Raw genomic sequence first — 18,124 nt, forward strand, 5'->3', positions numbered from 1 at the left:
GGAGGCTTGAGCCATGACGACGCACACGAACCAGACGAGCAGGACGACCGACACCACCGACACGACCGCCGTCACCGAGGCGACCGACGCGACCGGCACCCTGCGGACGATCCTCGTGACGAGCGCCTCCGGCAAGACCGGGCGGCGCGTGGCCGAGCGGCTCGGGGCGCGCGGCGCGACGGTCCGCGCCGGGTCCCGTACCGGTACGACCCCGTTCGACTGGGAGGACCCGGCGACCTGGGCCCCGGCGCTGCGGGGCGCGGACGCCGCGTACGTGGCCTACTACCCGGACCTCGCCGCGCCCGGCGCGGTGGAGGCGATGAGCACCTTCGGCCGGCTCGCCGCCGAGAGCGGGGTGCGCCGGCTGACGCTGCTGTCCGGCCGTGGGGAGCCCGAGGCGCTGGTGGCGGAGGAGGCGCTGCGGTCGGCGGCGGACGGGGTCGAACTGACGGTCGTACGGGCCTCGTTCTTCGCTCAGAACTTCTCCGAGGGGATGCTCGCGGAGGGGGTGGCGGAGGGCGTGCTGGTCTTCCCCGCGGGTGACACGGCCGAGCCGTTCGTCGACGTGGACGATCTGGCGGACGTGGTGGTCGAGACCCTGACGGCGGACGGGCACGCGGGGCGGGTGCACGAGCTGACGGGGCCGCGACCGGTGGGCTTCGCCGAAGTGGCGGCGGAGATCGCGCGGGTCTCGGGCCGCCCGGTGGTCTACGAGGCGGTGTCCGCGGCCGACTACGCGGTGCTCCTCACCGGGTTCGGGCTTCCGGTACCCGAGGCCGACTGGCTCGCGGCCCTGTTCGCGACGCTCCTCGACGGCCACAACGCCTCGGTGACGGACGGGGTGAAGCGGGTCCTGGGTCGCGAGCCGCGCTCGTTCACGGCGTTCGCGGCGGAGACCTGGGGCGGCGGTCCGAGCGCCTGAGGCCGGTTCAGGAGGAGGGCCGGGACGAGGCGGCCGGACTTCACGGCGGCTTCCCTGACAGAAGGTGTCGGTGGAGTGCTCCTACAGTCCGGCCATGACTGACGCACAGGGGTTCTCCTTCCTCGACGGTGACTGGAACGTCCGCAACCGGTGGCTCACCGACTTCCTCGACGCGGAGAGCGACCCGGAGGAGTTCGACGGGCACACGACGGGACGGCTGTTCTGGGACGGGCGGGCGCACGTCGACGAGATCGTGTTCCCGTCGAAGGGGTTCGGGGGCCTGACGATGCGGCTGTACGAGCCGGAGACCGGCGAGTGGACGCTGAACTGGTCCAACAGCCGTACGGGAAGGCTCGACCCGCCGGTCAGGGGCCGGTTCGCCGAGGACGGGACGGGCACCTTCCACGGGACGGACACCTATGAGGGGCGCCCGGTCCGGGTGCGGTTCCGCTGGTCCGGGATCGGTCCGGACACCGCCCGCTGGGAGCAGGCGTTCGCGCCGGCGGATCGCGGGGACGGGGCGGAGTGGGTGACGAACTGGGTGATGGAGTTCAGCCGCGCCTGACGAAGCGGGCCAGCCGGTACCGGGGGTCGTCACGGGGGCGGTCCTGGTCCGGGAGGGCCGTGAGGGCGGCGGCGATCGCTTCGGAGGACGCGGTGTCGCCGTCGAACCAGGAGGCGAAGTACCCGGCGCGCAGCTTGCGTACGGTGTCGCGCGGGGTGGCGCCCTGGCCGTGTCCGGTGAAGTGGGTGCCGGGGGCGGGTTCGAGACCGTGGGCGGCGGCGTACCGGGCGATCAGGTCGGCCCGGTCGGAGGCCGTCCCGGCGGACCGGTGGGGGCGGAGGACGGCGTCGATGTCGCTGCCGACGTCGTGGGCCGCGTCCTTGTCGACGGTGGCGACGAGGACGCCGCCGGGGCGCAGGACGCGGGCGGCTTCGGCGACGATCTCCGCCGTGAACGGCACGAGGTGCAGCAGCCAGACCGCGCAGACCGCGTCGAGGGAGGCGTCGGGCAGCGGAAGCCGCCGGGCGTCGGCGCGCACGACCCGGCCGGGTACGCGTCCGGCGGCGACCCGCAGCATGGCGTGGGCGGAGTCGGCCCCGTGGACGCGCAGTCCCGGCCGGGTGAGCCGTTCGGTGACGAGGCCGGTGCCGCAGGCCAGGTCGAGGAGGGTGCGGGCGCCGGGCGGTACGAGCCGCAGGACGGCCTCGGCCGCCGCCTCGGCCCGGGGCACCCCGCCCCGGGTCCGGTCGTAGTGCGCTGCCTCGGCCTCGTAGTCGAGCACGGTCTCCGCCATGCCGATGATCCTACGAGCGGTGCGGCGGTGGGGTGCGGGTCAGTTGGCGCCGTGGCCCGGGGCGATCCCTTCGACGCGTTCGGCGAGTTCGAAGTCCTTCTCGGTGACGGTGCCGCCGGCGGAGTGGGTGTTCACGGAGAGGGAGACGGTGTTGTAACCGAGGGTCAGGTCCGAGTGGTGGTCGAGCTCCTGCTGGATCCGGGCCACGTGGACGACGAGCGCGGTGGCCGCGAAGTGGTCGCCGAGCCGGTAGACACGGGTGAGGCGGTCGTCCTCGACGGACCAGCCGGGGAGCTCCCGCAGGCGGTCCTCGATCTCCTTCTGCGACAGCGGCTGTGTGGGCACGGCGGTGCTCCCTCCGGTCGGGTGGCGCGGGTGACGGACAGGGGTCCCCGGGGGAACGTACCCGGGTCCCCCTCTGGGATACCGTCTGGCCATGACAACTGTCGTGAGCGACACGGGTGTGGGGCCGCTGTTGCGGGGCTGGCGTGAGCAGCGGCGGCTGAGCCAGCTGGAGCTGGCGCTGCGCGCGGACTCCTCGGCGCGGCACATCTCGTTCGTGGAGACGGGCCGGGCCCGGCCGAGCGAGGAGATGGTCCTGAGGCTGGCCGAGCACCTGGAGGTGCCGGTCCGCGAGCGGAACGCGCTGCTGCTCGCCGCCGGGTACGCGCCCCGGTACACGGAGTCGCCGCTCGACGCGCCGCGCCTCGACACCCTGCGCTGGGGGATCCAGCAGCTGCTCGACGGCTACGAGCCCTACCCCGCCCTGGTGGTGGACGGCACGTACACGGTGGTGGCGGCCAACCGGGGGATCGGGCTGCTCCTCGACGGGCTGCCGGAACACCTCCTGACGCCACCGATGAACGCGATGCGGATCACCCTGCATCCGGAGGGCCTGGCGCCCCGGATCCGGAACCTGCGGGAGTGGCGGGGCCACCTGCTGGCCCAGATGGACCGTCAGATCGCGCTCGCCCGCTCGGAGTCGCTGCGCGCGCTGTACGAGGAGGTGGCGGCGTATCCGCTGCCGGCGGAGGTCGATCCGGAGGACCGGCCGGACGCGGAGCCGTATCCGTACTTCGCGCTGCCGCTCCGGATCGAGCACGACGGGCGGGTGCTGTCGTTCGTGTCGTCGATCTCGACGTTCAACACGCCGATGGACGTGACCGTCGCCGAGCTGGCCATCGAGACGTTCCTCCCGGCCGACCCGGCGACGGTCGCGTACCTCCGGTCCCTGCCGGCGGTCAGCGAGTAGGGTCGGCGGCCCGCAGCGCCGTCCACTGGAGTACGGCGAACCCGGCGACGGTGGCCGCCTGCATCGGCGTCCACACCAGACCCGCGGTGGTCGGCTCCAGCCAGGCGACGAGGGCGACGACGCTCAGGACGGCCCAGAGCACGTTGACGTCGACGACGAGCTTCACGGCGAGCGCCGGGGGCTGGGGACGGGTGGCGAGCCAGCCGACCCCGGCGGCGAACACGGCCAGGAAGAGACCGAGTTCGAGGAGGAGCCCCGCGTCGATCCCGAGGAACTCCCCGAGCGGTCCGGAGGCGGCGGCGTAGGCGATGCCGTTGGCCCCGGTGACGACGGCGTCGAGGGCGAGGAACCGGCGGACCGCCGTCTGGGGCCGGGTGGTGCGGGCGAGACCGGTGAGCAGGGCCTGGGACATGGCGGATCACCCTCCATGGGGGACGTTCGCGCGGGCGGTGGACCGGAGCCCGAGCGGAGTGCGCCGCCCGGGTTCCGGTGCCCCGAGCATGCCGCGCGGCCCGGGAGCGGGTCGATTACCCGGGAGGTAATGGGGGGCATCCCGGGGCCTCGGTCAAGCACCCGCTCCCCCCGCCCCTCGAGGGGCCACGGATGTCCCCGAAGTCCGTCTGCGTCCGCCGGGTGTCGCCGTGGGTGGCTCCCCGTCTGGTTCCCCGAGTCGGCAGGGAGGCGCTCGTGGCCTCCAGGCAAACCACGCTCCGCCCTCCACCCTCCGGGGCACGACTCCTTGCCGGTGGGTACGGACGGGCTCGAACCGCCGGCACGCTCGCAGGCAAGCGCCGCCTCAGAAGCCGTTTCTCTACCGATCGCGGTGGGCGTGCGTTCGAGTGCGACTGCCCGGCCGGGTGATCTTTCGGCGGTCTGGGTATCAAGCTCTGGGTATCAAGCCAAGGGTGATCGGCGAGCGAGGGGGCGGACTTCGAATGGGGGCGGCGGACGAGCAGGACCTTGAGGACGGGGAAGGCTGGCTGACGAAGGCCGAAGTCCGGGAGATCTGGCCGCAGATCAGGCCGATCAGCATCAGGGCCGTGGCGCGGGCCAACAGCGTACGCACCTCGGCTGCGCCCTCCTCGGACCTGACCCGCGAGCCGGCGTACCACGCGGCCGACGTGCGCCACGTGGCCGCGCGGATCGCCCGGGGTGAGGCCGAGGTCGCGCCCTGGCAGCGCGCCGACTCCGACGCTGCACGCGACGACGCCACACCCGGCCCACCGGTTCGGCAGCCCGTCGATTGGGGGCCCGATAACGTGCCGGGGCTGATCCTGCTGGCAATCATCGTGGGGCTGATCCTCTGGGGCCTGACCTCTCCCGACAACCACGGCACAGTAACGAACTTCGTGCGCTGAGTGCGCTGACCAGCGTTTGCTCTATCGATCGTGATGATCGTGAGTTCGAGTCTGCCGACTCGGTCGGGCGATCTCCTGGTCGTCAGGGCATGAAAGTGGGGCCTCCCGTACAGCTCGTGGGTGCCGGATCCAGTCGAGCAACAGGAGACCCCTGGTGCCTCAGTTTTCCGTCTCCGTGACATTGCCGTCCAACTCCGCTCCCCTGTCGTGTGATTGCCTCGCTCACCGGTTCGGGAACGCCGGGGGTCGGCCGCACAGGCGTCCGAGGCACCCCTCGGACATGACCGACGCGGAGTGGGCAGTCGTGCGCGACGCGATGCCCGTGCCCGCCCGGCTGGAGGGAAGGGGCGGGCAGCCGGAGAGCTACTGCCACCGGCAGCTGGTCGACGCGGTGCGCCACCTGGTTGCGGGCGGCATTGCCTGGAGAGCGGTTCCTGCGGACTTCCCCGCATGGGACCGCGTCCATGCCTTTCTCCGGCGCTGGCGGGACAAGGGCTTGGTCGCCGAGTTCCACGACCGGCTGCGTGACCGGGTCCGCGAGACGTCGGGCCGTGCTCCGGAGTCGACCGCCGGGATCATCGACGCGCAGTCGGTGAAAGGGGCCGCGTCGGTGCCGGTTGCCGGCCGGGGGTTCGACGGCGGGAAGAAGGTGAACGGCCGCAAGAGGCACATCGTCGTGGACACCCTCGGGCTTCCGCCGGCCGTGATGGTCACCGCCGCATCCGTCACCGGCCGCGAGGCCGGCCGGACGCTGCTGGAGCGGCTGCGGATGCGGCACTGGCGCATCTCGCCGGTGTGGGCCGACGGCGGCTGCACCGGACGCCTGGTCGACCTCGCCCGCGATGTCCTGCGGATCGCGCCGACGGTGGTCAGACGCACCGACGACGCCACGGGCTTTGTGGTGCCGCCGAAAAGGTGACTGGCCGAACGGACGTTCGCATGGCTGATGCACTCATGCCGCCTGGTCCGCGACTACGAGACCCGCACCGACACCTCCGAGGCGATGATCCGGTGGTCGATGAGCATCGTCATGAGCCGCCGGCTCGCCCGGCGAGCACGCTGAACACCCCCGAACGTTCCTCGGCCATCCAGCCCCGCGCGGCCAGGCGCTTCACCTTCGACCGCACTCCCTCCACCTTCGCCGCGACCGCCTCCAGACCCAAGGCCGCCGCGAGCTGCCCGCAGTCCATCTCCTCCCCGCTCCCCGCTCCCCGCTCCCCGCTCCCCGCCAGGACCTCCACGAGCCGTTGGTAGTCCGGCGCCAGTGAGTCGAGAGCGAGCCCTTCCCTCCAGGCGGGAACCACCGAGCCGGGCACCGCCCCGGCGACCCGCGCAGGCCGTTCACCGGCCACCCCGGCCACCCCGGCCAGCGACGCCTCCTCGCCCACAGGAGGTTCTGCCAGGACTTCGGCCACCGTCTGACGAGCAATCACGAACCGCTCCCACGCGGCTTCCGCCTCTCGGAGCTTGGCCTGCAGGACCTCCACCCGCTGCCGAGCAGCACGCTCGCGCTCCTCAAGCAGCCTCATCACCGACGGCATCCGGCACCTCCACCGAAGAGACGACACGACACCCCGCCTCTGCCACCGAGGCACCGCCACTATGCCCGACCAGCGGAAACGCACCCGTCACTGTCGGAAAGACAACGGCTTCTCAGACGTCGCTTCTCATAGCGTGATCATTCGTTGAGCCGTGCATGACGGATCTCATCGAGCGGCTGGTGCCGGACGAGTTGTGGGTGTTGTTCCGGCGGGTGGTGTCGGACGTGGTCCAGCCGGGTGGCGGGAGGACGGCGGCCCAGCCGTCGACGGCCCCGGCTCCGTAGCGGTGGCCGTGCGGGGCGCCGACCCCGTACGAGACGGCCATGTCCACGGAGGTCTGCCAGAAGGCGACGAAGGGGAACCAGGTGATCTCCGGGGTGACGTCGGGGCCGAGGGGTTCGTCGAGCCAGGCGGGGCGGCTCAGGAGGAGGTCGGGCGACCACCAGACGACGGGGTCGGAGGCGTTCTGCAGGTAGACCGCGCGGACGCTCCCAGGCGGCGGCCGGGCGGGCGAGGTCCGTCTCGGGGAACTGGGCGAAGCGGACGTGGGCGCCGCCCCGGTACTGGGGCCGCCAGACGGGGCTGCCCGGGTCGCGGTCGCGGCGGATCTCCCGGGAGATCGGGGAGAAGTTCGGGGCGCCCATGAGGAGGGCGCCGTCGGTGGAGGCGAGGAGGTCGTCGACACCGTCGAAGGAGGCCTCGACGGCGTACGCGCCGAGGCTCTCGCCGGTGACGACGAGCCGGGGCCGGCGGTCGGCGGGCAGGGTGTCGAGGCGGGCGCGCACGGCGTCGAGGAGGGCGCGGGTGGCCTGCCCCGCCTTCTCCTTGTCGACGAGGAAGGAGACCCAGCTGGGGAGGTACGAGTACTGGCGGCGACGATCGCGGTGTCGCCCCCGTACATGTACTCCAGAGCCTCGGCGACGTTCGGGTCGACCCAGCCGGTGCCGGTGGTGCCGGCCACGGCGAGCACCGCGCGGTCGAAGGCGCCGGTGCGGGCGAGTTCACGGACGGCGAGCCGGGCCTGGGCGGCGAAGGGCTGGTCGTCCTCGAAGGCTGCGGGCAGCGCGGAGGGTACGTAGACGTCAGCGGGCAGGGTCCTCGCGGGGCGCGGGCCGCTCGGGCGCCGGGGCGGGCGACGCCGGTTCGGCGGGCTCGGCCGAGCGGCGTTCGGTGAGCCGGGAGCGGGAGGCCTCGGCACGCAGCAGGGCCTGGAGGGCGGCGAACGGGTCGACGGGCATGACGGAACTCCTCGTGGTGCGGGGTGATGTCGGGGGGCTGCCGGGAGGTGCGGGCCTCTCAGCAGCGCATCACCACGCGCCGGAGCACGTCGTCGCGCGGGGCGGGTACGGGAGCGGGGGCGGCGGTACGGGACGGTCGCCGACGGCCGGTACGGGGGTGCCGCCGCGCGGGGGCCGGGCGGGCGCCCGTACGGTGCCGCCGGGCCCGGCGGGGCAGTCCGGTCTCGGCGGCGGACGGGTCGTGGGTCTCGCCGTGGGGGTCGGGCGCCGGGGCGGCCGCCGCGGCGCGGAACTCGGCGCCGCCGGGGAGAACGCCCGACGTGCCGGTGCCGACGAGGGCGGCGAGGACGAGGAGCAGCACGATCCAGGCGCGCCCGCCCCGTACGGGGCGCACCCGAGCGCCCGCCGGTCCGGCGGGCGCTCCGGTCGTCCGGTTCACGGGGCTCACGGTGATCCGTACTGCCCCGCGAGGACTCCGGGGAGGCCCGCCGGGACGCAGATCCGCCCGAGCGGCGTAAGGCCTGACGTGCCGGTAAGGCCGGAAGAGACGGAAAGCCGGTAAGGGTCGGCAGGGCCGGTCCGCCGGGGGCCTCTTCCGCCGTTCCCTACGGGCGCGGGGCGCCGGCCCGGCCGTCGGCCGTCGCGCGCTGCCCGCGGGCCGACATCCCGGCGTACACGAGCACGCCGGCGAAGAGGAACAGCACGCCCTGGTAGACGGCCGCGTAGCCGGAACCCGCGACCAGCCAGAGGGAGAAGCCGAAGGCGGCGAGGGTGAGGAGGGTGTCGCGGACGAGCCGGGGGCGGTGGACCCGGTCGGACCGTCCGGAGAGGAGGAAGTGGAACTGGGCGGCGGCGGAGAGCAGGTAGGGGACGGTGGCGGTGAAGGTGGTGACGAGGACGAGGGTCTCGAAGACGCCCTCGGTGCCGGCCGTGTAGTTGTAGACGGTGAGCAGCGAGGCGAGGACGACGGTCACGAGGACGCCGACCGTGGGGACCCCGCGCCGCTTGCGGGCGAAGGCCTTCGGGAAGAGGCCGTCGCGGGCCGCCGCGTACGGGGTCTGGGCGCTGAGCAGGGTCCAGCCGTTGAGGGCGCCGACCATGGAGACGAGGGCCATGCAGGCGACGGCGGTGCCGCCCCAGGAGCCGCCGAACATGAGGTTGACGGAGTCCGTGAAGGGGGCGTTGGAGGTGACGAGCCGCTCGTGCGGGACGGTGCCGAAGACGGACAGGGTGGTGAGGAGGTAGAGGAGGGCGGCGGCGAGGGTGCCGAGGACGGTGGCGCGGCCGACGTTCCGGCGCGGGTCGCGGACCTCGCCGGCGCTGACGGCGGCCGACTCGACGCCGAGGTAGCTGAAGAGCAGGATCGCGGCGGAGGCGGAGACGGCGCCGAGGGCGCTGCCGCCGCCGGCGTGGAAGGGCCCGAGGTTGTCGCTGTCGAAGAAGAACAGTCCGCCGACGGCGACGAGCAGCAGCGGCAGGAACTTGAGCACGGTGGCCACGAGCTGTACGGCGCCGACGCAGCGGGTGCCGGCGAGGTTGGCGAGGGCCGGGAGCCACTGGATGAGGAGGGCGGCGGCGATGGTGGCGGGCAGCGAGCCGTGGAGGGGGATCAGCACGTCGAGGTAGCCGACGGCGGCGACGGCGAGGGCGGCGTTGGAGACCCAGGTGGTGATCCAGTACGACCATGCCGTCAGGAATCCGGCGAAGTCGCCGAAGGCCTCGCGGGCGTAGACGTACGGTCCGCCGGTCCGGGGGTGGCGGTGGGCGAGACGGCCGAAGACGAGGGCGAGGGCGATCGCGCCGAGGGTGAGGACGCCGAAGGCGACCAGGCTGATGGTGCCGAAGGGTGCGACGGAGGCGGGCAGCAGGAAGATTCCGCCGCCGATGATGTTGCCCATGACCAGGGCGGTCGCGACGGGGAGTCCGAAGCGGCGGGAACGCCGGTCGGCCGGCCCGGGGTCCGTCCGGGGTCCGCTCTGTGGAGTTGTGGTGGCCGTGCTCATGGGGTGGTGCGCCTTCCGTCGTACAAATCCGGACCATCGTCCGGTAACGACGAACACACGTCCAAATCAGAGGTTTTCGTCCTGTACGACCCGGCCATCAACCGGAAGAAGTGGTTCCGATCCGTCCGTGGACGGTGAAATCTCCAGCGGCACCTGCGGACCCGAGCACTCCCGCAGCCAGCGCCGCAGCACCCGGTGCACCTGCTCCGCACCGACCAGCGCCTCCCCCTCGGCGACCGGCGGCGACAGCTCCGGCGGCGAGAGGAGGAAGGGGTGCGACTGCTCGCCGCCGAGACCGCCGTGCGAGCCGATCTGCTCCTCGAAGGCGTGCACGGTGCCGGTCGCCGGGTCGTACATGGAGTTGACCATGATGTCCGCGACGTGCGAGAAGCCGTCCGTACGCCGCACCGCGTCCGCCGCTCCCGGCCCGAAGACCGCCAGCGGTCCCCCGTCGTCGAGCGCGGAGACCGGCACCTCCACCCCGCCCCTGGCGAGCACCACCGAGCCGTGCTCGGCGCTCGCCACGAGGACGAAGCCCACGCCCGGATGGTGCGCGAGGGTACGGAGCAGCGCCGGGTGGCGCTGGTCGATCTCCTCCCGGGTCATCCGGTGCGGCACGTCGGGGAAGGAGACGAGACCGAGGTTGCCCGAGGCGAGGACGACCGGCTCCGAGGGCCGGGCGGGCAGCTCCCGCGCCGTCTCGTCGGACTCGTCCACCGGCCGGTGCAGCGCGAGGCGCAGCGCGTCCCTGGCCGCGTCCCGCGCCTCCGAACCGCTGCGAGTCCTGCGCACCCGACGCGGCACCGGAAGCCCGCAGCCGGCCCTGACGAGGTCCTTCAGCGTCAGCCCGTACGCCCCTTCGAAGGTCTCGCCGGGGCTCTGCCCGTGGTCGGAGAGCAGCACGATCCGGTACGGGCGCGGGGCGTGCTCGGCGACGGTGGCGATGAGCGCGATCGAACGGTCGAGCCGCCGCAGGACCTGGTCGGTGTCCCGGCCGTGCGGGCCCGAGTGGTGCGCCACCTCGTCGTAGGCGACGAGGTCGGCGTAGACGGCGGTCCGCCCCGCGAGGATGTCCCCCATCACGGCGGAGACCACGACGTCCCGCTCCAGGACCGTCGCGAAGGCGCGGACGAAGGGGTACGTGCCGCCGCGCGAGACCCTCGGGGTCTCGCGGCGCAGCAGCGACCTGGTCGACTGGCCCATCTCGCGGAGGCACTCGGCGACGAACGATCCGGCGGTGCGGACGGCGTTGGCCGGGTCGGAGAAGTACGCGAAGTAGCCGGCCCGCGAGCGGTTGCGCCGGCCGCGCCGGGCGGCCACCGACAGGACGAGGGCGACCTGGTCGGCGCCGCCGCTGAAGAGGTTGCCGCGGGAGGCCCCGTCGAGGGTGAGCAGCCCGCCGTCCCCGGTGCGGCGCACCGCCCGGCGCTGGAGCTCCGCCGCGCCGGCCGGGCGGTTCGACACCATGAGCCGGCCGGTGTCCTTCTCGTACCAGCGGAAGGCGGGTACGTCCTCGTTGGAACCGTGCAGGATGCCGAGCTGGCTCGCGCCGGTCTGGCTGGACCAGTCGGTGCGCCAGGGGGTGAGCCGGTGGCCGGCGTCGAGCCAGCCGGCGACGGTCGGCATGAGCCCGTCGGCGACGGCGCCGCGCAGCACGTGGTGGCCGACGCCGTCGAGCTGGAGGAAGACGGTGCCGGGCACCTGCTCGGGGGCGTCGCCCGGCGCGCGGGGCCGGGTGCGGCCGGTGAGCCGGTAGAGGCGGCGCCGGTAGGCGTCGTCGTCGCGGACGGCGAGGGCGGTGGAGGTGGCGGAGGCGACGGCGGACATGACGGCGGCGACCGCGACGGCGGTCTCCGGGTCGGCGGCGCCGCGCCCGTCGGGGATCAGCCAGAGCGCGACGAGCAGCAGCGAGCCGTTGAGGAAGAACACGAGCAGGCCGAGGACGAGGGCCGGGACGAGCAGCAGGGCCCGTACGATCAGCGGCCACACGAGCGCGCCGAGCAGACCGAACGCGCCGGCCGCCGCGGCGGCGGTGAGCGCGGTCCTCGTGAAGGTGTCGCCGTCGGCGGACTGGAGCTGGAAGTCGGGGAGCAGCCCGGCGAGGATCAGCAGGGTGAGCGTGGACACCGCCCAGACCACGGCCACCCGCCCCAGCGCACGGCCCGCGGACCGCCAGCGGTCGGCGCCACCCCATCGCCCGTCACCCACGCCCACTTCACCTTTCGCCCGTTTCCTGCCTCAAGCGTGGCACAACGCCCGCGGTCGGCGTGGGAAACGGGTGACGGCGACGGGCCCAGGTGTGTCAGGTCGCGTGTCGGACTCCCGGGGCAGGTCGCGTGTCAGATCCCGGAGCAGGTCCCGAGGCAGGTCCCGAGGCAGGTCCCGACGCAGGTCGGCGTGTCAGGTCGTGTGCGGGATCAGGAACCGTCGTACCCGGCCGTCGGCATGGAGAGCCGCCGGTGCACCCCCGCCTTGGCCGCCGCGTCGTACACCGGCTCCTCGGAGCAGACCGTCTCCAGGCGCACCCCGCGCCGCGCGCACTCGGCGCGGAAGCCGGGCACGGAGGTCAACGCGCGTGCGAGGACCCGCTCGTTGGCGGCGACGAACAGATCGACCGCCCCCGCCTCCACGTCCGCCCACAGTGCCGCGTGGTCGGGCCGGATGCCGTAGAACAGCAACTGGCGGGCGACCACGTACCCCTGGTCGTCCGCCCAGCGCGCGCACACCGCGTGCTGGCCCCGCGTGTCGACAAGGAAGGGCTCGCTGTCCAGCTCTTCGAGCGGGGTGAGGCTGGCGATCGCCGCCACCCGAACGTCGTCCATGGGCCGACCCTACTGCGGGACGGCGCGGCCGAACATCCTCCGGCGCCCGCTCCGGGCATTTACCCTCGTTGGGGAAGTACGGGACGGTCGCGACATCGTGAACGGCGGCCGGAGCCCCCGAGGACGGAAGGCGGCATGCCGGTGGAGGTCACCTGGTGGGGTCACGCGACCTGCACGGTCGAGGACTCCGGGGTCCGCTTCCTCACCGATCCGCTGTTCGCCCGGCGGCTCGCCCATCTGCGGCGGCGCCGTGGTGCCCTGCCGCCGCCCGGGGCCGCGGCGGCCGAGGCCGTTCTCGTCTCGCATCTGCACGCCGACCACCTGCATCTCCCCTCGCTCGCCCGGCTCGCGCCCGGGACTCTGCTCGTCGTGCCGCGCGGTGCCCCCGCCGCCGTACCGGGACTGCGCAGGCTCGACGCGAACGGGGTGCGGCTGACCGAGGTGGGACCGGGCGACACGGTGACGGTGGAGGGGGTGACGGTACGGGCCGTCCCGGCGCTCCACGACGGACGGCGGCTGCCGGTCGGACCGCATCGCGCTCCCGCGCTCGGGTACGTCGTCGAGGGCGAGGCGCGCACGTACTTCGCCGGGGACACGGGTCTCTTCGACGGGATGGCGGAGGCGGTGGGGCCGGTGGACGTGGCACTGCTGCCGGTCGGCGGCTGGGGGCCGTACCTCGGGCACGGCCACCTCGACGCGGGCCGGGCCGCCGAGGCGCTCGCGGCGCTGTCGCCGGCGGCGGCGGTGCCGGTGCACTACGGCACGTACTGGCCGATCGGCCTCGACGGGGTCCGGCCGCACGAGTTCCACGCGCCGGGGGACGAGTTCGTACGGCACGCGGCACGGCTCGCGCCGAAGGTGGCGGTCCACCTCCTCGGCCACGGCGAACGGGTGCGGCCGGAGGTCGCGAGGTGAGGCGGGGAGCGGTGGTGGGGCGGGGAGCGGTGGTGGGGCGGGGAGCGGTGGTGGGGCGGGGAGCGGTGGTGGGGCGGGGAACGGCGATGGAGCGAGCGGGAACGGCAGGACGGTCCGGGACGACCGGGCGAGCGGGAACGGCACCGTGGCGGGCCGGGGCGGCGGGGCGGCCGGGGGGCGCGTGGTGATCGACGGGTTCACCCGGATAGCGGCGGCGGTGCGGGAGCTGCCGCCCGAGTCGACCCAGCAGGCGGTCGGCTATCCCTCCCTGTTCCTGCTCGTGGCGCTCGGCGCCCTGGTGCCGGTCGTGCCGACGGGCGCGATCGTCAGTTCGGCCGCGGTGGTCGCCTTCCACCAGTCCTCGCCGCTGCCACTGCTCCTCGTCTTCCTCGTGGCGGCCTTCGCCGCGTGTCTCGGCGACGCCGCCCTCTACTGGCTCGGGCAGCGCGGGGTCCGGTCCCGCAACGGCTCGCGGTGGCTCGCCACGCTGCGGGGCCGGGCGAGCCCCGAGCGGCTCGCCCACGCCCAGGAGCGGCTCGCCGACCACCAGGTGTCCGTCCTGGTGCTGTCCCGGCTCGTGCCGGCGGGACGGATCCCGGTGATGCTGGCGTGCCTGCTCGCGGAGATGCCGCTGCGGCGCTTCGTCCGGGGTGACGTCGCGGCCTGCCTGGCGTGGGCGGCCACGTACCAGCTGATCGGCGTCCTGGGCGGTTCGCTCTTCCCGGAGCCGTGGCAGGGGGTCGTCGCCGCGGTCGGCCTGACGCTGCTGATCAGCGCGGTCCCGGCGCTGTGGCGGCGGGTCCGGGGGACGCCCCGCGAGGCGCCTTCAGGGCACGAGCACCCGTGAGCCGCCGACCGGCAGGTCCCACAGGTCCTCTCGGGGCAGCCCGGACTTCTCCCAGGCGGCCCTGACCCGGGTGAGGGGTTCGAGGACGGGCTCGGAGGAGAGGACGAACGTGGCCCAGTGCATCGGCGCCATCCGCCTCGCCCCCAGGTCCCGGTGGGCTCGGACGGCCTCCTCCGGATCGGTGTGGACGTCGCTGAGCCACCAGCGCGGATCGTAGGCCCCGATCGGGAGCAGGGCCAGGTCGATGCCGGGGTAGCGGCGGCCGATCTCGGCGAACCAGTGGCCGTAACCGGTGTCCCCCGCGAAGTGGATCCGGCGGCCGGCCCGGTCGGTCAGCACCCAGCCGCCCCACAGGGAACGGCAGGTGTCCAGGAGGGTGCGCTTGGACCAGTGGTGCGCGGGGACGAAGTCGAAGCGGACGCCGTCGAGTTCGGCCGCCTCCCACCAGTCGAGCTCGGTCACCCGGCTGAACCGGCGGCGGGTGAACCAGCGGCCGAGGCCGGCCGGGACGAAGACCGGGGTGTGCCGGGGCAGCCGTTTCAGGGTGGGGGCGTCGAGGTGGTCGAAGTGGTTGTGGCTGATGACGACGGCGTCGATACGCGGCAGGTCCGCCCAGCGGACCCCGACCGGGGTGAGCCGGGCGGGAGTGCCGAAGATGCGGCGCGACCAGACGGGGTCGGTGAGGACGGTGAGCCCGCCGAGCCGCAGCACCCAACTCGCGTGCCCCGCCCAGGTGACGGCAAGGGTGTCGGGTCCGGCGGGTGGCAGCGGGCCCGGTTCGAACGGCAGCAGGGGGATGTCGCGGAGGCCCTCGGGACGGGGGCGTACGGCTCCCTCGCGGGCGAACCGGGCCAGGGCCCGGACACCGGGCAGGGGCGCGGTGAGCCGGTCGGCGAAGGTCCGCGGCCAGTCCGACCGCAGCCGCCCGACGGGCTGGAGGACGGGCGTGGGCGCGGAGGGAGGCGTGGAGGGGGGCGCGGACGCGGGAGCCGTGGCCGGGGTCTGCGCGGCGCGCGCGGGCGGTGCCGTCCGTTCGGTCATCTACGGACTCCGTTCTCCGCGGGTCGTACGGGGCGGGATCGACGTGCGGGGCGGGTGGGGCGGGCGGAGCAAGTTGCTCGGGCGGTGCGGGCTTCTCGGACGGTGCGGGCTTCTCGGACGGTGCGGGCTTCTCGGACGGCTCGTACAGGACGAGCGGCTCGTACGGTACGGACGGCTCCTGCGGCTCGTGCTGTCATCGGAGTTCCTCCAGGGCTCCCCCGAACTCGGCGAGCGCGCGGGCCACGTGGGGAAGGTCCAGGGGGTCCGGGGACCCCAGCGTCTCGGTTCTCTCCTCCTCCGTGTTTCCCAGGAACATGCCGGTGCCGAACCTCACGCGCAGCGCGCCCAGTTCGTCGCCGAAGCGGTGGCCGCCGGTCGCCGGGGCGCCGAGCCGCCCGGTGAGGTGGCTCTCCAGTTCCAGGGAGTCGGTGACGCCCCGGGCGGCGAGCCCCTCCCGCAGCGGTCCGAGATCGGCGTAGAGGTGACGGCCGGACTGCGGAGGCCGGGCGAGGGCGCCGACGGCGAGGACGGCGTGGTGCGCGGCCCCGGCGAGGCGGCCGTGGACGGTGGCCGCGAGCCGGGCCCGTACGGTGACGTCCTCGGGTTCGTCGAGGGCGTGTGCCGCCGCGGGGGCCACGGGGCCGGGGACGACGGCCCCGAGGACGGTGAGCACGTCGAGGACGCGTGCCCGGCGGTCGGCCCAGCGGTCGGCCCTGGACGGATCGGTGGGCGGGAAACGGGCGACGGCGCAGGGCCAGGCGGCCGTGGTGAGCGCGCCGCCGAGGTCGCTGACGACGGTCACGTCGTCCGGGCACATCTCGGCGGGGCTGAGGAACACGGTGTCGTGGGGACGGTGCAGGGTGTCGCGCCAGGTCTCCTCGCTGATGACGTGCAGGCCCTCGGCGACGGCGGCCTCGCAGGCCTCTCGGACGAGTTCGGGCGGGGCGACGGTGCCGGTGGGGTCGTCGGCGACGGAGAGCAGCAGGAGGCGGGGGGCGCCGCCCTCGGCGCGGATCCGGCGGACCGTCTCCAGGAGGGCGTACGGGTCGGGGACGCCGCCGCACTCGGCGGGGGTCGGCACGTGGTAGGCGGGGCGGCCGAGGAGGCGGGCCTGCGGGGTCCAGCGGGCGGGGCAGGGCCGGGGCAGCAGCAGGTCGCCGCCGTGGGCGGCGATGAGGGCGAGCAGCAGAGCGGGGGCACCGGGGGCGGCGACCACGTCCTCGGGGTGGGTGCGCAGGCCGCGGCGCCACCAGTAGCCGGAGGCCGCCTCGCGCAGGACGGGGCCGCCACCGGGCGGCTCGGGGGTGGTCCGTCCGGCGGCGGCCGCGAGGAGCCCGGCGAGGCCCGGCAGGACGGGCAGGCCCGGCAGGCCGGTGTCGGGGTCGGGAGGACCGTAACGCACCGGGCCACGGCCGTCCGGAGCCGTCTGCCGCATGTCCCGTACCTCCTGAGCGCACGGGGGCGCCGGCACGGCACCCCCGTGCCCTTTATACGAAGGTTCGGGGGTTTTCGCCGCTCCAGGAGTCGCTTCAGGTGTCGCTTCAAGCAGTGGGCGGCGGGATCAGGCGACGGTCACGGGGTGCCGTACGACGGCGTTGAAGAGATAGCCCTGGGTGTTGTGGACGGCCCGGTCCGGCTGGGTGTTGCCGGCGGCGTCGGTGGTACGGGAGAGCAGGGCGACCGACCCGGTGCGGTGCGGGCGCCACGGCACGCTCCAGCGGACCCAGCCGTCCCGCCGGGGCGCGTCGAGGAGCCGGGCGGGACGCCAGTGGGCGCCGTCGTCGGTGGACACCTCCACCGTCCGCACGGGCGCGAGGGCGGACCAGGCGCGGCCGGTGAGCCGGTGGAGCCTGCCGGCCTCCAGGGTGGCGCCGAAGGGCAGCTGATAGCCGGACTTGAGGGTCTGGCGGCTTATCGGGGCGCTGCCTCCGGCCGGGTGGGCCGCGCCGAAGAGGCGGTACCAGTCGGTGGACCAGGGCGAGGCGAGCGGCCGGGTGGAGACCTCGATGTCGCCGAGCCACTTGATGGAGGCGATGCCGACCCAGGAGGGCACGACGAGCCGGACGGGGTGGCCGTGGTCGTACGGGAGCGGCTCGCCGTTCATCTCGTACGCGAGGATCACGTCGTCGAAGGCCTTGGCGACCGGCAGCGGGCGGCGGACCCGGCCGAAGTCGACGCCGCCGGAGACGTACGGGTCGTCGAGGCCGCGCGGCTGGAGGTCGACGGCGTCGCGGGCGATCCCGGCGAGCCGGAGCACGTCGGAGAGGCGTGCGCCGCGCCAGCGGGCGGCTCCGACGGCGCCGAGGGTCCAGGCGGTGCCGGTGACCGGCTCGCCCTGCTGGCTCGCGTAGAGGCTGCGGCCGTTCCCCGCGCATTCGATGAGGGCCGTACGGGTGACGGAGGGCAGGTCGCGGAGCTGTCCGTAGGTGAGGTGGAAGGGACCGCGGCCGTGGAGCCCGTCGCCCCAGAGCGTCAGGCGCCAGTCGGCGGCGTCGAGGACGGGGGTGGAGGTGTGGTTGCGGACGAAGAAGCGGTCGGCGGGGGTGAGGAGGCCGGTGTCGGCGAAGCCGTCGAACCGCGCCTCGGCGTTGGTGCCGCGGACGGTGAAGTGCTCGGGCGGAAGGGCCTTGACGATCCCGGGCGCGGTGAGGGCGCCGGTGCGGGCGGGCGTGGCGAGAGCGCCCGTGCCGGTGGGCGTGGCGTACGCGGGGGCGGCGGCGGTGAGCCCGCCGACGGCGGAGGCCGCGGAACCCGCCGCGAGCAGCTTCAGGAGGGAGCGGCGGTCGGGCGTGGACGGGTTCGGCACGGGACTCCTCGGCACGTGGGAGGGACGCGCCACCGGGCGGCGGCGCGCCGATCCTAGGGGCGCGGGGGCGGTTCGGACGGT

19 protein-coding genes and 1 pseudogene are annotated in these 18,124 nt (G+C 74.3%); 7 read left to right on the forward strand and 13 right to left on the reverse strand.

Features of this window, described 5'->3' with window-relative positions; translation table 11 throughout:
- Nucleotides 1–13: 13 nt before the first annotated feature.
- Both ACFWUY_RS08620 and ACFWUY_RS08625 read left to right on the forward strand, forming a co-directional pair.
- The gene (locus tag ACFWUY_RS08620; RefSeq protein WP_384103825.1) at nucleotides 14–922 is read left to right on the forward strand and encodes an NmrA family transcriptional regulator; all 909 of its coding nucleotides are present in this window, start codon (nucleotides 14–16) and stop codon (nucleotides 920–922) included.
- A gap of 94 nt (nucleotides 923–1,016) precedes the next feature.
- On the forward strand, nucleotides 1,017–1,487 hold the full coding sequence (locus tag ACFWUY_RS08625; protein ID WP_384103828.1) for a hypothetical protein: 471 nt from the start codon (nucleotides 1,017–1,019) through the stop codon (nucleotides 1,485–1,487).
- Here ACFWUY_RS08625 and ACFWUY_RS08630 read toward each other — a convergent pair.
- Nucleotides 1,474–2,220, reverse strand: a complete 747-nt coding sequence (locus ACFWUY_RS08630) for a class I SAM-dependent methyltransferase (protein WP_384103831.1) — start codon at nucleotides 2,218–2,220, stop codon at nucleotides 1,474–1,476. The genes ACFWUY_RS08625 and ACFWUY_RS08630 overlap by 14 nt on opposite strands.
- A gap of 39 nt (nucleotides 2,221–2,259) precedes the next feature.
- The gene (locus ACFWUY_RS08635) at nucleotides 2,260–2,565 is read right to left on the reverse strand and encodes a 4a-hydroxytetrahydrobiopterin dehydratase (RefSeq protein ID WP_384103834.1); all 306 of its coding nucleotides are present in this window, start codon (nucleotides 2,563–2,565) and stop codon (nucleotides 2,260–2,262) included.
- 91 nt (nucleotides 2,566–2,656) lie between these two features.
- Between ACFWUY_RS08635 and ACFWUY_RS08640 the strand changes: the two genes are divergently transcribed.
- Entirely contained in the window at nucleotides 2,657–3,472 is an 816-nt protein-coding gene (locus ACFWUY_RS08640; RefSeq protein WP_384103837.1) for a helix-turn-helix domain-containing protein, read from the forward strand.
- Here the strand turns inward: ACFWUY_RS08640 and ACFWUY_RS08645 are convergent.
- Complete coding sequence (locus tag ACFWUY_RS08645; protein ID WP_384103840.1) at nucleotides 3,462–3,884, reverse strand: hypothetical protein; 423 nt, start codon at nucleotides 3,882–3,884, stop codon at nucleotides 3,462–3,464. The two genes, ACFWUY_RS08640 and ACFWUY_RS08645, sit on opposite strands and share 11 nt — an antisense overlap.
- Before the next feature lie 493 nt (nucleotides 3,885–4,377).
- Between ACFWUY_RS08645 and ACFWUY_RS08650 the strand changes: the two genes are divergently transcribed.
- Both ACFWUY_RS08650 and ACFWUY_RS08655 read left to right on the forward strand, forming a co-directional pair.
- Entirely contained in the window at nucleotides 4,378–4,830 is a 453-nt protein-coding gene (locus ACFWUY_RS08650) for a hypothetical protein (RefSeq protein WP_384103843.1), read from the forward strand.
- 280 nt (nucleotides 4,831–5,110) lie between these two features.
- Nucleotides 5,111–5,749, forward strand: coding sequence for an IS5 family transposase (locus ACFWUY_RS08655; RefSeq protein ID WP_384103846.1), 639 nt, complete (start codon nucleotides 5,111–5,113; stop codon nucleotides 5,747–5,749).
- Between the two features lie 109 nt (nucleotides 5,750–5,858).
- On the opposite strand, the gene ACFWUY_RS08660 is transcribed toward ACFWUY_RS08655, so the two are convergent.
- The 7 genes and pseudogenes from ACFWUY_RS08660 to ACFWUY_RS08690 all read right to left on the reverse strand — a co-directional run bounded on the left by ACFWUY_RS08660 (nucleotide 5,859) and on the right by ACFWUY_RS08690 (nucleotide 12,434).
- A complete protein-coding gene (locus tag ACFWUY_RS08660) occupies nucleotides 5,859–6,359 on the reverse strand; it encodes a hypothetical protein (protein ID WP_384103849.1) in 501 nt (166 codons plus the stop codon).
- A 124-nt stretch (nucleotides 6,360–6,483) separates the two neighbouring features.
- Nucleotides 6,484–7,449 (reverse strand): annotated as a pseudogene (locus tag ACFWUY_RS08665) (alpha/beta-hydrolase family protein); the annotation flags it as partial.
- Nucleotides 7,450–7,453: 4 nt separating this feature from the next.
- Nucleotides 7,454–7,609 carry a hypothetical protein gene (locus ACFWUY_RS08670; protein ID WP_384104005.1) on the reverse strand — a complete coding sequence of 52 codons (156 nt, stop codon included), beginning with the start codon at nucleotides 7,607–7,609 and terminating at the stop codon, nucleotides 7,454–7,456.
- 58 nt (nucleotides 7,610–7,667) lie between these two features.
- Complete coding sequence (locus tag ACFWUY_RS08675) at nucleotides 7,668–8,048, reverse strand: hypothetical protein (protein WP_384103852.1); 381 nt, start codon at nucleotides 8,046–8,048, stop codon at nucleotides 7,668–7,670.
- Nucleotides 8,049–8,214: 166 nt separating this feature from the next.
- Nucleotides 8,215–9,612 (reverse strand): amino acid permease, encoded by a 1,398-nt coding sequence (locus ACFWUY_RS08680; protein ID WP_384103855.1) that lies wholly within the window; start codon nucleotides 9,610–9,612, stop codon nucleotides 8,215–8,217.
- Nucleotides 9,613–9,678: 66 nt separating this feature from the next.
- Complete coding sequence (locus tag ACFWUY_RS08685) at nucleotides 9,679–11,820, reverse strand: phage holin family protein (protein WP_384103858.1); 2,142 nt, start codon at nucleotides 11,818–11,820, stop codon at nucleotides 9,679–9,681.
- A gap of 209 nt (nucleotides 11,821–12,029) precedes the next feature.
- Nucleotides 12,030–12,434: a hypothetical protein gene (locus ACFWUY_RS08690; RefSeq protein WP_384103861.1), complete on the reverse strand. Its 405-nt coding sequence runs from the start codon at nucleotides 12,432–12,434 to the stop codon at nucleotides 12,030–12,032.
- Between the two features lie 135 nt (nucleotides 12,435–12,569).
- On the opposite strand from ACFWUY_RS08690, the gene ACFWUY_RS08695 reads away from it, so the two are divergent.
- Both ACFWUY_RS08695 and ACFWUY_RS08700 read left to right on the forward strand, forming a co-directional pair.
- Nucleotides 12,570–13,349 (forward strand): MBL fold metallo-hydrolase, encoded by a 780-nt coding sequence (locus ACFWUY_RS08695; protein ID WP_384103864.1) that lies wholly within the window; start codon nucleotides 12,570–12,572, stop codon nucleotides 13,347–13,349.
- A 184-nt stretch (nucleotides 13,350–13,533) separates the two neighbouring features.
- Complete coding sequence (locus tag ACFWUY_RS08700; protein ID WP_384103867.1) at nucleotides 13,534–14,196, forward strand: DedA family protein; 663 nt, start codon at nucleotides 13,534–13,536, stop codon at nucleotides 14,194–14,196.
- On the opposite strand, the gene ACFWUY_RS08705 is transcribed toward ACFWUY_RS08700, so the two are convergent.
- From ACFWUY_RS08705 to ACFWUY_RS08715, 3 genes are all read right to left on the reverse strand, one after another.
- Nucleotides 14,176–15,237 (reverse strand): MBL fold metallo-hydrolase, encoded by a 1,062-nt coding sequence (locus ACFWUY_RS08705; RefSeq protein ID WP_384103870.1) that lies wholly within the window; start codon nucleotides 15,235–15,237, stop codon nucleotides 14,176–14,178. The genes ACFWUY_RS08700 and ACFWUY_RS08705 overlap by 21 nt on opposite strands.
- Before the next feature lie 193 nt (nucleotides 15,238–15,430).
- Nucleotides 15,431–16,672, reverse strand: coding sequence for an aminotransferase class I/II-fold pyridoxal phosphate-dependent enzyme (locus ACFWUY_RS08710; RefSeq protein WP_384103873.1), 1,242 nt, complete (start codon nucleotides 16,670–16,672; stop codon nucleotides 15,431–15,433).
- Nucleotides 16,673–16,798: 126 nt separating this feature from the next.
- Nucleotides 16,799–18,043 carry a sulfite oxidase gene (locus ACFWUY_RS08715; protein ID WP_384103875.1) on the reverse strand — a complete coding sequence of 415 codons (1,245 nt, stop codon included), beginning with the start codon at nucleotides 18,041–18,043 and terminating at the stop codon, nucleotides 16,799–16,801.
- Nucleotides 18,044–18,124 lie beyond the last annotated feature (81 nt).

The organism is Streptomyces sp. NPDC058664, assembly GCF_042716635.1.
Taxonomy (GTDB): domain Bacteria; phylum Actinomycetota; class Actinomycetes; order Streptomycetales; family Streptomycetaceae; genus Streptomyces.

Excerpts from the sequence above, each read along its gene's own strand:
- ACFWUY_RS08620 (WP_384103825.1), top strand. The coding sequence starts at position 14 with ATGACGACGCACACGAACCAGACGAGCAGGACGACCGACACCACCGAC.
- ACFWUY_RS08625 (WP_384103828.1), top strand. The coding sequence starts at position 1,017 with ATGACTGACGCACAGGGGTTCTCCTTCCTCGACGGTGACTGGAACGTC.
- ACFWUY_RS08630 (WP_384103831.1), bottom strand. The coding sequence starts at position 2,220 with ATGGCGGAGACCGTGCTCGACTACGAGGCCGAGGCAGCGCACTACGAC.
- ACFWUY_RS08640 (WP_384103837.1), top strand. The coding sequence starts at position 2,657 with ATGACAACTGTCGTGAGCGACACGGGTGTGGGGCCGCTGTTGCGGGGC.
- ACFWUY_RS08645 (WP_384103840.1), bottom strand. The coding sequence starts at position 3,884 with ATGTCCCAGGCCCTGCTCACCGGTCTCGCCCGCACCACCCGGCCCCAG.
- ACFWUY_RS08655 (WP_384103846.1), top strand. The coding sequence starts at position 5,111 with ATGACCGACGCGGAGTGGGCAGTCGTGCGCGACGCGATGCCCGTGCCC.
- ACFWUY_RS08660 (WP_384103849.1), bottom strand. The coding sequence starts at position 6,359 with ATGAGGCTGCTTGAGGAGCGCGAGCGTGCTGCTCGGCAGCGGGTGGAG.
- ACFWUY_RS08670 (WP_384104005.1), bottom strand. The coding sequence starts at position 7,609 with ATGCCCGTCGACCCGTTCGCCGCCCTCCAGGCCCTGCTGCGTGCCGAG.
- ACFWUY_RS08680 (WP_384103855.1), bottom strand. The coding sequence starts at position 9,612 with ATGAGCACGGCCACCACAACTCCACAGAGCGGACCCCGGACGGACCCC.
- ACFWUY_RS08690 (WP_384103861.1), bottom strand. The coding sequence starts at position 12,434 with ATGGACGACGTTCGGGTGGCGGCGATCGCCAGCCTCACCCCGCTCGAA.
- ACFWUY_RS08695 (WP_384103864.1), top strand. The coding sequence starts at position 12,570 with ATGCCGGTGGAGGTCACCTGGTGGGGTCACGCGACCTGCACGGTCGAG.
- ACFWUY_RS08705 (WP_384103870.1), bottom strand. The coding sequence starts at position 15,237 with ATGACCGAACGGACGGCACCGCCCGCGCGCGCCGCGCAGACCCCGGCC.
- ACFWUY_RS08710 (WP_384103873.1), bottom strand. The coding sequence starts at position 16,672 with ATGCGGCAGACGGCTCCGGACGGCCGTGGCCCGGTGCGTTACGGTCCT.